This window comes from Microbulbifer mixtoriginis (SeqCode) (genome assembly GCF_052467515.1).
Genome location: NZ_CP174314.1, coordinates 1,247,479 through 1,262,667, shown reverse-complemented (window position 1 = coordinate 1,262,667; position 15,189 = coordinate 1,247,479). Strand labels below are relative to the sequence as shown.

The window sequence follows — 15,189 nt, the reverse complement described above, 5'->3', positions numbered from 1 at the left end:
ACTATAATTCCATATATCCTTGCAGACTCATAAAATGATAATTTCAACCATCATTGTCATAGCTGCCATTTAAAATGGAAATTCGCTCCTGGCTTAAAATTTCCAGAAAGTCAATCAACCACAAAATAGAACGTTAGAACCAAATAGAATCATTTGTTATATTTTCACCCCATTACCAGCGCCCACTTTAAAAAATTGATCACGGGAAAATTTTTTAACAGATATTAATCACTAATAAGAGGTATTTATAAAGGGAAACCAAGCTCAGCGCAGAAACAAAAAACTATTCTATTTACCAGCGCCAGGTCACCGCTAGATAGGGTCCATGCTGGGTAATATCATAGGCAAAGCGACCATCAGAAAGTCGATCGGAATAATTAATACTGTAATATTGGTAGCCCAGGCGCAAAGAGGTGGTTTTCCAGGCGCGCCAGTCTAATCCTGCCAATAGATTCCACTGCAAATCATCACCACCAGCTCCAAAACCGCCGATTTCGGTACGCGCCCCCAGGGTCAGGCAGTCATTCACAGCAAAGCCCACACGGGTACCAATAGTCGGCTCCCACCAACTTTTGCGGCCGCCCAAACGATTTTGGATTTCTGGCATTCTGCCGATATCAATACCCACGCGGGCTTTCACTTCCTGCCTCAGGCGATTCCAACGTACACCCACGCCTATATCCCAAAAATAGCGCCGCTCGCTTTCGCCAAAATGGCCTTGCAGTACCCGGTAAGCGCCAAATGCAGCCACCCACGCCTGATGAACATCCACATTCACATCGATATCAACATCTATATCCAACTGGGGATTTCGGGGTGGCGCAATCGTTGTGCCCTCATTTAAATTGAGGTGTACATAATAGAGGTCCGAAACCAGGCCAAAGCGTCCTCTCCAAGCTTCTAAACGTACAGAAAAAGCCGCATTCAGGAGCTCTAGGGTTTTTCTTAAGTTCAGATCTACATCCACAGTGGTATCCGCCACTGTGGCCTTTCCTTTGGTGCGAAGTGGCAGAAAAATGTAGGGGGTGGCCGCAAAGCGCCAGTCATCTACGGTTGTCGCAGGGGGGCGGCTCTGAGGCGAATATTGGGCTGAAATTGCACACGAAAAAAAAAGCGCTATTAATCCAGAAATAATTGCCACCGCCCTTATTACTGACAAGAGCATCTCCATTTAATGGTTTTACCGAGGTTCAATCTCAATAAGCATCCATTAAGAATAGATAGCGATAGCCAGGCGGGGAATTGACCGAAGGGAAAGCACCGCGCCGGAAATGGCGCGGCAGCTGTAGGCACTTGGGATAGTGCGCAGGGTTTACGTTTTTGTTCGCTTAGTCGTTCGCTTCAGGGCGCATATGCGGGAACAGCAGTACGTCGCGAATCGACGGAGAGTTGGTAAACAGCATTACCAGACGGTCGATACCGATGCCCTCGCCAGCGGTGGGCGGCAGGCCGTATTCCAGCGCGCGGATATAGTCGGCGTCGTAGTGCATGGCTTCGTCGTCACCGGCATCTTTCTCCGCAACCTGGGCTTTGAAGCGTTCAGCCTGATCTTCCGCGTCGTTCAACTCGGAGAAACCATTGGCAATCTCGCGGCCGCCAACGAAGAATTCAAAGCGGTCGGTGACAAACGGATTGTCATCGTTGCGACGAGCCAACGGAGACACTTCGGTTGGGTACTCAGTGATAAAGGTCGGCTGGTCGAGACGGTGCTCTACAGTCTTCTCGAAGATCTCGATCTGTACCTTACCCAGGCCCCAGCTATCTTTCAGCGGGATTTCCAGCTTCTCGGCTACCGCGCGGGCGGATTCGATATTGTCGATATCAGCCGCAGTCAGTTCCGGGTTGTAGTGCAGGATGGAGTCGAACACAGACAAACGCGCGAACGGCTTGGAGAAGTCGTAGCTGCTGTCCTGGTATTCCACAGTGGTGGAGCCCAGTACATCTTCACAGATACCGCGCAGCATCTTCTCGGTGAGATCCATCAGGTCGTTGTAGTCCGCGTACGCCTGGTAAAACTCAAGCATGGTGAATTCGGGGTTGTGGCGCGTGGACAGACCCTCGTTGCGGAAGTTGCGGTTGATCTCGTAAACCCGCTCAAAACCACCCACAACCAGACGCTTCAGGTACAGCTCCGGGGCAATACGCAGGTACATATCGATATCCAGCGCATTGTGGTGGGTAACGAACGGACGCGCACTGGCACCACCGGGAATAACCTGCAACATCGGCGTTTCCACTTCCATAAACTGCTGGCCGTTGAGGAAGTCGCGAATGTACTCGATCACTTTAGAGCGCACGCGGAACACTTCGCGGGCTTCCGGCGTGGCGATCAGGTCCACATAGCGCTGGCGATAACGCATTTCCTGGTCGGCGATGCCGTGGAACTTTTCCGGCAGCGGGCGCAGCGCTTTGGTCAGCAGGCTGTACTCTTCACAGTTGACGTAGAGATCGCCCTTTCCGGATTTGTGCAGTGTGCCTTTTACGCCGACGATATCGCCGATATCCCAGGCACCGAAGCGCTCTTTAATATCTTTTTGTGCCGCTTTATCGGCATAGAGCTGGATACGGTCAGACACATCCTGGATCACCATAAAGGGTCCGCGTTTCGCCAGGATTCGCCCCGCTACGCACGCCCGTTTACCCAGTTCTTCCAGCTCCTCTTTCTGTTTATCGCCGAACTCAGCTTGCAGGTCGGCAGCGAGGTTCTCGCGGCGAAAACTGTTGGGGAAAGCATTGCCCTTCTCGCGCAGAGCGGAAAGCTTGGTGCGGCGCTCGGCGATCAGTTTGTTTTCGTCTTGCTGGATATCAGTCATGGTGATCTATCAGTTTTGTGATTGATATTGCCCCTCATCGACGAGGGGCGCGGTGAGAGTGGAGACTTTAAATCAGAGGCCGGCTTTTAGGCTGGCTTCGATAAATTGGTCCAGGTCTCCGTCCAGTACTGCCTGGCAGTTGCTGGTCTGGACATTGGTGCGCAGGTCCTTGATACGCTGGTCGTCCAACACGTAAGAGCGGATCTGGCTGCCCCAACCGATGTCGGCCTTGCTGTCTTCCATGGCCTGCTTCTCTGCGTTGCGCTTGAGCATTTCCTGCTCGTACATTTTTGCGCGCAGCATTTTCCAGGCTTTATCGCGGTTCTGGTGCTGGGAGCGCTCGCTCTGGCACTGCACGACGATACCGGATTCTGTGTGGGTCAAACGCACCGCAGAATCGGTTTTGTTCACGTGCTGACCACCGGCGCCGGACGCGCGGTAGGTGTCTTCACGCACCTGGGACTTGTCGATTTCAATTTCGATATTGTCATCGATTTCCGGTGACACAAATACCGAGCTGAAAGAAGTGTGACGACGGTTGCCGGAATCAAACGGCGATTTGCGCACCAGGCGGTGTACACCGGTTTCTGTGCGCAGCCATCCGAAGGCATGGTCGCCGGCGAAATGCACAGTGGCACTCTTGATACCGGCTACTTCCCCCGCGGAGACCTCTTCCAGGGTGGTCTTGAAGCCGTGGGCTTCACCCCAGCGCAGGTACATACGCAGGATCATTTCCGCCCAGTCCTGGGCCTCGGTACCGCCGGAGCCAGCCTGAATATCCAGGTAGGCATTGTTCTCGTCATTCTCGCCGGAGAACATACGGCGGAATTCCAGAATCCCCAGCTGCTGCTGGAGACCTTCGATCTCAGTGGAGACCTCCCCTACGGAGTCCTCATCATTTTCCTCGACTGCCATTTCCAACAGTTCGCGGCAATCGGCAATGCCGGAGTCGAGGTTTTCGATGGTATTAACCACCGTTTCCAGGGAAGAGCGCTCGCGCCCCAGTTCCTGTGCGCGGTTGGGGTCGTCCCAAACGCTCGGCTCAGCCAGCTCCAGCTCTACTTCGGTAAGACGTTCTTTCTTGCTGGCGTAGTCAAAGATACCCCCTAAGAACGTCAGTGCGCTCTTCGAGGTCTTTTAATTGATTGAGGAGGGGATTGATTTCCATGAACTTTCGGTGTCCGGACAAAATAAAAAGCGGCGCGCATTCTACCGCAGCGCGCGGGGGTCCTTCCAGTCAGCCAGCCGCTGTAAATTGCGCAAAATCCCTATTTGCCAAACTGGCCGGATAACTGCTGCAAAATCGCGCAGTCCGGTGAGTCATCACCGGCACAACTGTCGATAAACGAATGTAGGGTTTCACGCATTGCCAACATATCGCGCAACTGGGTTTCCAGCATGGAGAGTTTTTCGTGCACCAACTGCTTGGTTTCGCGGCTGTGTCGCTCGGGATTACCCTTAAGCCCCAACAGAGTGCGTACCTCCTCTATGGAGAAGCCGCAGGCGCGAGCGCGCTGGATAAAGCGCAAGGTCTCCAGATTGTCCTCGGTGTAATAGCGGTAGCCATTGGCCTTGCGCGCGGGAGACACCAAACCGATCGATTCATAGTGGCGCAGGGCCTTACTACTGAGCCCCGAATGCTGTGCCGCCTGAGAAATATTCACTGCCAACTCCCAACCTATTGACCACTAGAGTTTACCCTTAGGCACTGTTATCCCGGCACTGGGAAAATTGATACTGCATCTTTTCGGCAGGGTCGTAACCCAGCTCCAGGGCGGCATCCAGAGCGTCCATACTGATCAAGTGCAACAATATATCCCCTGTGGGCGCACCACAGACAGCCGGAAACATTCGATCTGTGCGCACACCGCAGCGGGATTCCTGCACCATCAAACCATTTTCCCGTAACTTGGCCTGACTCTGCTGTAAAGTCATGCCACCGCCCTCGCACTGCTTGCGGCCACTCTTGCGATAGACCCAAACCAGTTCACCCGACCTAGTTGCGGGAGGGTTGGACGTCACCTCTGGCTGACTGGAGCCCGGGGTATTCTCTACCTGATTTTCCATAGCCTTTTCCTCCTTGGCTCCACCGCAGGCTGCCATAGCCAGTAAAGTTAGCACCAGCAAAGCAGACAATTTTATTTTCACCATCACACTTCCTCCATAAAGCAATGGCCACCCAGCCTAAGACAGCGCCAGCCAGGCTCCCACCAGTAACATCAAAGTACCGGAAATACGGTTAATTAAACGTACATTTTCAGCGCGTTCCAGCAGGCGACTGAGGGCCTGACCACCCCCAGCGTAAATCAGCAAACACAAGGTTTCCAGCAACAGTATGGTGGCGATCAACATAGAAAGCTGCGGTGCCAAGGGCTTGCTTTGGTTGATAAAGGGCGGCAACAGAGCAATAAAGAAGGCCCACCCCTTAGGATTTGCAACCGCAGTAATAAACCCCTGAACAATCAGCGCTTTTGCGGAGGGCCGGGCGCACCCCTGTGCCGCATCAAGAGAAGCCAGCTGCCCCCGGGAACGCCACATCTGTATGCCCATCCAGGCGAGGTAGGCGCCACCGCAGTATTTAAATAGCTGAAATACAGTGGGATACTGCACCATTACCACCGCCGCACCGAGCACCGTAGCCAAGGCCACTAGCGCTACTCCTACCAGCTCGCCAACCATCATCCACAGGGTGTGGCGCACCCCCACCGTAATACCAAGGCTTAGGGCCAGCATCATGCACAGTCCCGGGGTTACCGAGGCAAAAAAGCTGGCGGGGACAAAAAGCGCGAGTACAGACAATTCCATTGTATTTTCCTAGTGATGGGTACCACTGTGGTTCCCATAATGGCTTACCAGCATCCCAGCCAGCATCAGGCCACAGCCAATCAATTCTGTGGTGTTAAGCATCTCATTAAGGAATAACCAGCCTGCCGCTAGAGCAAACACCGCCTCCAGGCTCATAATCACCGTGGCGTGGGATGGTGCCGCATGGCGCTGAGCCAGCAACTGGAAAGTAAATGCCAGCGCAGTGGAGAAAATCATCATGTAGGCGATCGGCCAGGCCGCATCCACAGCGGACTGTATCGTTGCCTGCTCGGTGAAGAGCGACGCCAGGGCCGACAACAAACCACAGACCAGAAACTGAATACAGGCCAGACGCAGTGCATCGTAGCGTTTCACCAAGCGGTCCGCAGAGAGCACCTGAATGGCAAAGACAAAAGCACTGGCAAATACCATCAGGTCGCCAACTAACTGAGACTCTTCACTGAAGTCCGCCAGCCAGTAGAGGCCAAATAAAGCCAGGCCAATACCGCCCCAAGTCCAGCGATTGGTTTTATGCCCGAGGGACAAACCGATAACCGGCACCAACAAGAGGTAAAACCCGGTGATAAAACCAGCGCGGCCAGCAGTGGTGTAAAGCAGGCTGATCTGTTGCAGCGCCGCACCTAGGAACAACCAAAAACCGAGTAGAGCACCGCCGGGTAAACAGGCTCTCCAGCGGTGGCTAACGGTATGTCCGTTCGCCTCGCCAGGTTGGGCATCTCTGCGAGAAGATAGCCAATAAACGATGGGCACTAAAATCAGGCCGCCGAGGATAAAGCGCCAGGCATTGAACGCCAACGGCTCAATATCTGCCATGGCGATCTTTTGTGGCACAAAGGCGACGCCCCAGAAAAGAGCGGCTAATAACAGTAGGACTTCGGCCTGGACTTGTTTACGTTTCACTACTTTTTACTTCCAACCACTTTTTATTACTGCTGTGAACAAGCTCCAAGCAATTCACAACTTTCCGAAAGGTGCTCCTATATAGCCTCCAGCAGGCTCACCATTAATTGCAGGGATTCGCGCCCACGAAATTCATTGACGTCTAACTTGTAAGCCAGGCGCACTCGCTCGGTGGGCTGCGGCCACTGGTCTGTATCTATATTAAAAGCAATGGCATCAAGGGCCAGCTGTGGCGCCTGCAGCGGAGCGACCACCATTTTCAGGTGCCGCTCGCCGACAATGCGTTGCTGAAGCAATAGAAACTCGCCATCGAAGACCGGCTCGGGAAACGCCTGCCCCCAGGGGGCACAGGCACGCAACAGGGCCGCGGTTTGCAGGGTGTAGTCTGCAATATCCAATTCACCATCGGAATCGATCACGGCCTGCAATTGATTCTCATCCAGGCGCTCGCGCACCACTCGTTCAAACTCCGCCCGGAAAGCATCGAGGTTTTGTGCAGGCAGACTCAACCCTGCGGCCATGGCATGACCGCCGAATTTACTGATCAGCTCAGGATTAGCTGCGGCCACATCGCTCAGGGCATCGCGGATATGCAAACCGGGTATGGAACGCGCCGAGCCTTTTACCAGGCCGTTATCCCCTTCGGCAAAGGCAATTACCGGGCGGTGGAATTTCTCCTTGATACGACTGGCAAGAATACCCACCACCCCTTGATGCCAATTGGCATCGTAGAGACACAGGCTCCAGGGAATTTCCCCCTCCAGCTGCAGTTCTTCCAACGCCGCTAGAGCTTCCCGCTGCATACCCTGCTCTATGGCCTTGCGGTCCCGGTTGAGCATATCCAGCTCCCCCGCCAACTCACGGGCTTCACTGGGATCGCGGGTCAGGAGGCAGCGGATGCCTGTGCCAATATCATCCAGGCGCCCGGCCGCATTGATACGCGGCCCCAGGATAAAACCAATATCGGTGGTGGAAAGCCTGCGTTGGTCTCGCCCGGCCACCTCTAATAAAGCGGAAATACCGGGTCGGCAGCGCCCGGAACGAATACGGGCGATACCCTGGTGCACCAGAATGCGGTTGTTGTGATCCAGCGGCACCAGGTCAGCGACAGTGCCGAGCGCCACCAAATCGAGATATTCAGCCATATTCGGCGGAGCGATACCGCTCTGCGCAAACCAACCGCATTCCTGCAGGGCACTGCGCAGACGACTCAACAGGTAAAAGATAACTCCCACACCGGCGAGATTCTTACTGGGGAAATCACAGTTCGGCTGGTTCGGGTTCACAATGGCATCGGCATCCGGCAGCTCACTGCCGGGCAGGTGGTGATCGGTTACGATCACTGTCATGCCTGCGGCCTTGGCCGCCGCCACCCCATCAATGCTGCTGATGCCGTTATCCACGGTGATCAGCATATCCGGGGCGTAATCCTTGGCCACCTCTACGATTTCCGGGGTGAGGCCGTAACCAAAATCAAAGCGGTTCGGCACCAGGAAGTCCACGCCCGGCGCACCCATGGCCCCCAGTGCCAGCACGGCGAGCGTGCTGCTGGTGGCACCATCGGCATCGAAGTCACCGACGATCAAGATTTTTTGCTGCGCCCGCACGGCTTCCACCAGCAGTGTCACCGCTGTATCCAGCCCCCGCATCGACTGGGGTTGCTGCAGCTTGGCGAGACTGTGGTCCAGGGCCTCCTCGCTGACGATACCGCGACCTAGCAGTACCCTCTGCAAAATTTTGGGGGTTTCAGAAGCAAAACGGCCAGTGGAAAAATCCACTGGCCGCCGCTGAATTGTTGTATTCATTCTCTCTCAGCTATTTTTAATCCGGCCGCCAAGTCCCTCGCTGCGCCAGCTAGTGCCCTTCGGACAGCATGGTCGCCATATAATCGTGCACCTGGGACAAGTCGTTGGGCAGCACCTTGAATCGCTCTTCGCGTTGCCAGAGGTCCTGCATATGGGCCGGCAGGGGAATTTCGGTTTGTGGCAGTGCCTGCGCCACAGCATCGGGGAATTTTGCCGGGTGTGCGGTGGATAAGCAAACCATTGGCTGCTCGGCGGAGCGGCGCACCCTTCTTGCGGCCTCGACACCAATAGCGGTATGGGGATCGAGCAAATAGCCGGTCGCCAGGTACTGCTCACGAATCACCTCAATAGTACGCGCATCGTCGACCCTATAGCTGGAAAATGTCTTTTGGGCCTGCGCCAGGGCCGATTCGCTCAAGTGCATAGGTACACTGCGATCTGCCAGCAACTCCGCCACTGCGGCACCATCGCGGCCGTAGAGATCAAACAGCAGGCGCTCAAAATTGCTCGACACCATGATATCCATGCTGGGCGACAGGCTGTGTATCAGCGGTTTGGGCGTGTGATCGTTATCGCTGATGCAGCGGTGCAGGATATCGTTGGCATTGGTAGCGATCACCAACTGGTCGATTGGCAAACCCATCTGCTTCGCCAGGTAACCGGCAAAAATATCGCCGAAGTTGCCGGTGGGCACGGAGAAATTTACTGTCTTATCTGGTGCGCCCAGGCGCAAGGCCGCGTAAAAGTAGTAGACAATCTGCGCCATAATGCGCGCCCAATTAATGGAGTTCACCGCCACTAAACGGCGCCCATCGGGTAAAAAAGACTGGTTGGCGAAGCTGGCCTTCACCATATTCTGGCAATCGTCGAAATTACCTTCCATGGCGATATTGAACACATTGTCTGACAGCACTGTGGTCATCTGCCGGCGCTGTACTTCTGAGACCCGATTGTGGGGGTGCAAAATAAAAATATCGATATTGTCGCAGTGGCGGCAGCCTTCAATCGCCGCCGAACCGGTATCCCCGGAAGTCGCCCCCATCACCACCACGCGCTCACCACGCTTTTTCAGCAGGTGGTCGAACAACTGACCGAGAAACTGCAGGGCAAAATCTTTAAAGGCCAAAGTCGGGCCGTGGAAAAGCTCAAGAATCCACTCATTGGTATCGGTCTGTACCAAAGGCGCTACCGCCCTGTGACGAAACTGACCCTGCCCCAAACCATAGGAGCGCTCGATAATATTGCGCAGCTCCCGCTCACTGAGATCCTCTCCCACAAACGGCCGGATAATTTCAAAAGCCAACCGCTGGTAATCCATACCTGCCATAGCCGCAATATCCTTGCTGGAAAAGTGCGGCAGTGACTCGGGCACATAGAGACCGCCATCGCTGGCGAGCCCGGTGAGGACAGTATCGGCAAAAGAGAGAGACGGCGCGCGGCCGCGGGTGCTGACAAATTTCACGGTGTTGTTTCGCTCTTGGATCTCGTGGGCAATAAAGAAAACTGGCGCCTGTACATAGAGAAAGGCGCCATCTAGCAATAGTGGGAAAGGGGTTAACCGAGGCTCTCCACGCGAATACGCACCACTTCCCCTTCAACCGTATCCAGGGCCTCAATTTGCGCAACCGCTTCGCGCAGGCAGGCCTCCCTGGCACGGCTGGTGAGAATCACCACTGGGACCAACTCTTCCCCATCGACCGGCTCGTGCTGAATTAGGGCCTCAATGCTGATGCCCTGATCGCTACAAATAGTTGCCACCTTGGACATAACACCCGGCTTATCATGAGCGGAAATACGCAGGTAATAGCTGGTGACCACGTCTTCCTCTGGCAACACCAGGGTATCGCCCTGCTCTGCCAAGGCCACCCCGGCAGCCGGTACCCGCTGATCCGGCTTGGCATCCAGGGTGCGCGCCACATCGACAATATCGGCAATCACTGCCGAGGCTGTAGCTTCGGCACCGGCGCCTGCGCCGTAATACAGCGTTGGCCCCACCGCATCGCCGTTGACCAGCACCGCATTCATCACACCATTTACATTGGCGATCAGGCGACGCTGGGGAATCAAGGTTGGATGTACCCTCAGTTCCACCCCCTGCTCTGTGCGGCGCGCGATGCCCAGATGTTTAATGCGATAGCCGAGTTCATCGGCATAGCGGATATCCTCCGGACAAATGCGGCTGATACCCTCGGTATAAACCTTGTCGAAGGCAAGCGGGATAGTGAAAGCCAGGGAAGCCATAATTACCAGCTTGTGCGCAGCATCGATGCCTTCTACATCGAAGGTCGGGTCTGCTTCTGCATATCCCAAAGCCTGCGCCTGAACCAGAGCCTCATCAAAGCTACGCCCCTTCTCGCGCATTTCAGTGAGGATATAATTTCCTGTGCCATTAATAATACCGGCGAGCCACTCGATACGGTTGCCCACTAAACCTTCGCGCAGAGATTTAATAATAGGGATGCCACCGGCCACGGCCGCTTCATAGGCAATGGTGACCCCCTTTTGTACGGCCAGTTCAAACAGCTCATTACCGTGCTCGGCGATCAGAGCCTTGTTGGCGGTTACCACATGCTTGCCGTTTTCAATTGCCACCAGGACCAGCTCGCGCGCTACCGTGGTGCCGCCAATCAGCTCCACCAAAATATCAACATTGGGGTTGTTGGCGACATCGAAGATATCGCGGGTAACATCCAGCTCGCTGGTATCGCAATCGGGGTTGTCGCGGCGGGCCCCGACCTGCTCAATCACTACCGAACGGCCACAACGCGCGGCCACTTCGTTTCCATTGCGCGCCAGGACATTGATTGTTCCGCTGCCCACCGTGCCCAAACCGCAAACACCAATACGCACTGCACGCTGCGGCTCTACCGCAGGCATCTGATCCGCCGCCTCTGCGACGTCTTCAATTGTTGCGCTCACAAATTCCCTCCGCGCGTAGGCCCCCGGCAATGCACCCCAACCTAAAATGCCACACCAGGAGAAGACGCAATAAAAACAAATAAAATTAACAAAATATCGATAACCTTACCGAGCTGGAAGCAAAAAAGTCAATAAAATTGCGCCAGCCAGACTCCACCCTCAACGATGGGGTAAACGAAACTTTTGTCACCCAAAAGAACTCCTTGAAATAGGAACCATCCTCAGTAGATGCTATAAGTGCATCTACTAGCATCAGGTACCAGCAACCTGCGAAATTGCATCCACCGCGCCTTTTCCAAAAAATGGGCGCACTGAAAAACGGACTCAGATAGCGGTCGAGTGATGAAAAAAACCCTTATTCTTTATACTGGCGGAACCCTGGGAATGCGCCGCAGTGAATCCGGCTATGTGCCGGACGCCGATCTTGAAGGTGCCCTGCAGCGCCTGCTACAGGATGTGATCGGCCAACTGCCGAGCTATGATTTCCAGGCCCTCGACCCGCTCCTCGACAGCGCCAATATGCAACCCCAGGACTGGTACCGCATCGCCGCCCTGATACGCGACAACTATAATAGCCACTACACAGGCTTTGTTGTGCTGCACGGCACCGATACTATGGCTTATACCGCCTCTGCGCTGTCCTTCGCCCTGCAGGGACTGGCCAAACCGGTAGTGGTAACCGGCTCTCAGATCCCCTTGCGGGAAATGCGCAGCGACGCCTATAACAATTTAATCGCCGCCTTGCTGTTGAGCGGTTCAGATAGTATCGGTGAGGTCTGCCTCTACTTTAACGGCAAGCTGTTGCGCGGCAACCGTGCGGTAAAAGTTAGCTCCGGCTCACTGGATGCCTTCTCCAGTCCCAATTATCCGAGCCTCGGCGAAGTGGGTATCCAGGTGCATATCGATCCTAATGCTTTATTGATGCACGGAGACACACCGCAGTTTGAAATCCCCAATAACGCCGATGGCAGCGTTGTATTAGTGAAACTATTCCCCGGAATTACTCCGCTGTTTCTCAGTAAAGTTATTGAAGCACGCCCACGCGGTATAGTGATTGAAACCTACGGTACCGGCAATGCCCCCACCGACAATCAGGCATTTACCGAGCAGCTTACCAGAGCTACAGAGCTGGGAATTATTTGTGTGGCGGTATCACAATGCCTGGAAAACCATGTGGATCTCGGCAAGTACGCTGCCGGCTCCGCACTACTGCGCGCCGGTGTGATCGGTGGCCTGGATATGACCAGCGAAGCCTGCTATGCCAAATTGAATCATCTGCTAGCCATGAACTATACCAACTGTGAAGTTAAAGACTTAATGGAAACCCCCTTATGCGGGGAATGCACCCCCTAACAAAATCAAACGGGGTTTATTGAGCAATGCGCAGAAGAAATTCTGCCAGCCTATCGTTGTAGATATAAATCCCGACGGCTTTTTATCGGGCGACCAAATGTGGCCAGGTATTAGTTTAGAGGAAAATACTGGGCATTTAGACCAGAAGTAGATACTCCTTGATGAGCAATAATTTTTCACAAAACTTACGCTTGTTGTGCAGTTTCTATCGCTCCATCGCCGAGGTGTGTCGGCGCATGGGTGTGAACCGAGCACAATTTAATAAATACCTCAGTGGTAATACTCAGCCCTCACAGTACACTCTCAGTAAAATCTGCCACTTCTTTGGTGTTGAACCCCATGAAATTCTGATGCCCGCCGAACAGTTTGAGCAAATTGTTCGGGTACGCCGCACCGCTACGACTATCGAACCCTCCCGCCCCTACTCTATGGATATTGACTTGCTAATGCGGGAGTCACAAGGGCGCGCAGATAAATACCTGGGCTTTTACTTTGAATATCACTACTCGATGACTTTTCCAGATCATATTATTCGCAGCCTGCTGCATGTCGAGTCCGATGGGGAAGGATATTATTTCCAGCGCTTCGAGCGCATGCGCTATCCAGATAGGGAGGAGTGGTACAAATCCCGCTACAAAGGCATGCTGCTTTTTCTCTCGGAGCGTATATTTTTGATTGGCTATGAAGCGCTGACACGCAACGAAATCGCCCAGACAATCCTCTATCCCACCTATAAAAGCCGAGTGAGTTATCTATCCGGCCTCAAGCTGGGTGCCTCTGCCAGTGACCGGCGCGAACCCGTATGTACAAAAGTATTGCTGGAATCTCTCGGACGTAATATCAGCATCAAAAACGCACTAAAACTGTGTGGGGTATTTGGCCCGGATTCCGATGAAATCAATCGCAGTATTCGCGAAAATATCCGAGCCTCAAACACTGAAGGTCCACAGAGTTTTTTTGCCACTCCACTTTAAGCATGAATTTCTATTAAAGGCCCAACCAAGAGGCCCAAATGATAACAACCACGGGCACCCCGTAACCCAGGTTAATTCTGGTTATTGGTGCACTTGCCCTTATGCAGATGAAGAGAAAGCAGAAGTACCATGACAAACGATTTCCACACCCTAAAACCCATGCCGGTATTCACTACCAGTAATGAATACCGCACCGAAAAAGATTTGCTCGGAGAGCGCGAAGTACCGGCCGATGTCTATTTTGGCATTCAGACCCTGCGCGCCCTGGAAAACTTCCAAATTACTGGTATCACCCTCAACCACTTCCCTAACTTGGTCAAAGCGCTGGCCATGGTGAAGAAGGCTGCGGCTCATGCCAACTGCGAACTCGGCTACTTAGAAAAGAACCTGGAAGCGGCAATTGCCAAAGCCTGCGATGAAATTATTGAAGGCAAGCTGCACGATCAATTCCTGGTGGACATGATTCAAGGCGGTGCCGGCACCTCCACCAATATGAACGCGAATGAAGTAATTGCCAATCGCGCGCTGGAATTGCTCGGCCACAATAAGGGCGAATACAAAAACGCTCACCCCAACAACCATGTAAACCTATCGCAATCCACCAACGATGTTTACCCCTCCTCCATCAACCTAGCAGTCCTGCTCAGCTACAATGACCTGGTGCAGTCTATGGAGGAGCTGTGTATCGAATTTGATGGCAAAGCCAAGGAATTTGCACAGGTTATTAAAATGGGCCGCACCCAGCTACAGGATGCAGTACCCATGACCCTGGGGCAGGAGTTTGCCGCTTTTGCTGCAACCATTCGTGAAGATGTCGCTCGGGTTAAAGAGCTGGTAGCCCTGTTTAAAGAAATCAATATGGGCGGCACCGCAATCGGCACAGGCATTAATACCGACCCGCAATATCGTCAACTGGTTGTATCGGCACTGTCTGAAATTTCCAGCATCGATTTTGTCTGTGCGGAAAATCTGGTAGAGGCCACCTCTGATATGGGTGCCTTCGTCATGTTTTCCGGGGTAATGAAACGTATCGCAGTAAAAATTTCAAAGATCTGCAGCGACCTACGCCTTCTCTCCAGCGGCCCTCGCGCAGGCCTCAACGAAATCAATCTGCCACCGATGCAGCCTGGCTCCTCCATTATGCCTGGCAAGGTAAATCCAGTAATTCCCGAGGTGGTCAACCAGGTGGCCTACCAAGTAATCGGTAACGACCTGACAATCACCTTGGCAGCGGAATCGGGCCAGCTGCAGTTAAATGTCATGGAACCAGTTATCGCCTTCAACTTGCTACAGTCTATGCGCCTAATGACCCAAGCTATGCATACCTTGGCTCAACGCTGTGTCAATGGCATCAGCGCGAATGAAGAGCATTGCCAGCAGTTGGTAGAAAACAGTATCGGCCTGATCACCGCGGTAAATCCGTTTATCGGCTACGAAAATGCCACTCGTATTGCCCAGCAAGCATTGATGACGGGCGCGAGCGTCAAGCAGTTGATTTTGGATGAGGGGTTACTAAGTGAGGAGGAGTTAAATGATATTCTCGCTCCAGAGAATATGACTCAGCCACGTAAAGTAGCATTGAAGAGCCCGGCTTAGATA

Annotated in this window: 13 protein-coding genes; 3 read left to right on the top strand and 10 right to left on the bottom strand. The window is 53.7% G+C overall.

What is annotated here, in order from left to right:
* Positions 1-292: 292 nt before the first annotated feature.
* The 10 genes from ACJJIT_RS05385 to ACJJIT_RS05340 form a co-directional block, all read right to left on the bottom strand.
* Positions 293-982, bottom strand: a complete 690-nt coding sequence (locus ACJJIT_RS05385) for a hypothetical protein (RefSeq protein WP_444900217.1) — start codon at positions 980-982, stop codon at positions 293-295.
* A 346-nt stretch (positions 983-1,328) separates the two neighbouring features.
* Entirely contained in the window at positions 1,329-2,813 is a 1,485-nt protein-coding gene (gene lysS / locus ACJJIT_RS05380; RefSeq protein WP_444886817.1) for a lysine--tRNA ligase, read from the bottom strand.
* A 72-nt stretch (positions 2,814-2,885) separates the two neighbouring features.
* A protein-coding gene (gene prfB, locus ACJJIT_RS05375; protein WP_444900216.1) for a peptide chain release factor 2 occupies positions 2,886-3,981 on the bottom strand; the annotation gives its coding sequence in 2 pieces (ribosomal slippage) (positions 2,886-3,908 and positions 3,910-3,981; 1,095 coding nt in all).
* A gap of 100 nt (positions 3,982-4,081) precedes the next feature.
* Positions 4,082-4,477 carry a MerR family transcriptional regulator gene (locus tag ACJJIT_RS05370; RefSeq protein WP_444900215.1) on the bottom strand — a complete coding sequence of 132 codons (396 nt, stop codon included), beginning with the start codon at positions 4,475-4,477 and terminating at the stop codon, positions 4,082-4,084.
* 37 nt (positions 4,478-4,514) lie between these two features.
* Complete coding sequence (locus ACJJIT_RS05365) at positions 4,515-4,961, bottom strand: hypothetical protein (protein WP_444900214.1); 447 nt, start codon at positions 4,959-4,961, stop codon at positions 4,515-4,517.
* Positions 4,962-4,997: 36 nt separating this feature from the next.
* Entirely contained in the window at positions 4,998-5,618 is a 621-nt protein-coding gene (locus ACJJIT_RS05360; protein WP_444900213.1) for a LysE family translocator, read from the bottom strand.
* A gap of 9 nt (positions 5,619-5,627) precedes the next feature.
* Complete coding sequence (locus ACJJIT_RS05355; RefSeq protein ID WP_444884194.1) at positions 5,628-6,539, bottom strand: DMT family transporter; 912 nt, start codon at positions 6,537-6,539, stop codon at positions 5,628-5,630.
* A 77-nt stretch (positions 6,540-6,616) separates the two neighbouring features.
* Positions 6,617-8,344 (bottom strand): single-stranded-DNA-specific exonuclease RecJ, encoded by a 1,728-nt coding sequence (recJ, locus tag ACJJIT_RS05350; protein WP_444900212.1) that lies wholly within the window; start codon positions 8,342-8,344, stop codon positions 6,617-6,619.
* A gap of 49 nt (positions 8,345-8,393) precedes the next feature.
* Positions 8,394-9,806, bottom strand: a complete 1,413-nt coding sequence (gene thrC, locus ACJJIT_RS05345; RefSeq protein WP_444900211.1) for a threonine synthase — start codon at positions 9,804-9,806, stop codon at positions 8,394-8,396.
* 92 nt (positions 9,807-9,898) lie between these two features.
* Positions 9,899-11,221 (bottom strand): homoserine dehydrogenase, encoded by a 1,323-nt coding sequence (locus ACJJIT_RS05340; protein WP_444900895.1) that lies wholly within the window; start codon positions 11,219-11,221, stop codon positions 9,899-9,901.
* 384 nt (positions 11,222-11,605) lie between these two features.
* On the opposite strand from ACJJIT_RS05340, the gene ACJJIT_RS05335 reads away from it, so the two are divergent.
* The 3 genes from ACJJIT_RS05335 to aspA all read left to right on the top strand — a co-directional run bounded on the left by ACJJIT_RS05335 (position 11,606) and on the right by aspA (position 15,186).
* On the top strand, positions 11,606-12,616 hold the full coding sequence (locus ACJJIT_RS05335; protein WP_444900210.1) for an asparaginase: 1,011 nt from the start codon (positions 11,606-11,608) through the stop codon (positions 12,614-12,616).
* A 161-nt stretch (positions 12,617-12,777) separates the two neighbouring features.
* Positions 12,778-13,590, top strand: a complete 813-nt coding sequence (locus ACJJIT_RS05330) for a helix-turn-helix domain-containing protein (protein ID WP_444900209.1) — start codon at positions 12,778-12,780, stop codon at positions 13,588-13,590.
* Positions 13,591-13,719: 129 nt separating this feature from the next.
* The gene (gene aspA, locus ACJJIT_RS05325; RefSeq protein WP_444900208.1) at positions 13,720-15,186 is read left to right on the top strand and encodes an aspartate ammonia-lyase; all 1,467 of its coding nucleotides are present in this window, start codon (positions 13,720-13,722) and stop codon (positions 15,184-15,186) included.
* The last annotated feature ends 3 nt before the right edge of the window (positions 15,187-15,189 follow it).

Coding starts and splice junctions, on each gene's coding strand:
- lysS (WP_444886817.1), bottom strand. CDS start 2,813: ATGACTGATATCCAGCAAGACGAAAACAAACTGATCGCCGAGCGCCGC.
- ACJJIT_RS05360 (WP_444900213.1), bottom strand. CDS start 5,618: ATGGAATTGTCTGTACTCGCGCTTTTTGTCCCCGCCAGCTTTTTTGCC.
- recJ (WP_444900212.1), bottom strand. CDS start 8,344: ATGAATACAACAATTCAGCGGCGGCCAGTGGATTTTTCCACTGGCCGT.
- ACJJIT_RS05340 (WP_444900895.1), bottom strand. CDS start 11,221: ATGCCTGCGGTAGAGCCGCAGCGTGCAGTGCGTATTGGTGTTTGCGGT.
- ACJJIT_RS05335 (WP_444900210.1), top strand. CDS start 11,606: ATGAAAAAAACCCTTATTCTTTATACTGGCGGAACCCTGGGAATGCGC.
- ACJJIT_RS05330 (WP_444900209.1), top strand. CDS start 12,778: ATGAGCAATAATTTTTCACAAAACTTACGCTTGTTGTGCAGTTTCTAT.
- aspA (WP_444900208.1), top strand. CDS start 13,720: ATGACAAACGATTTCCACACCCTAAAACCCATGCCGGTATTCACTACC.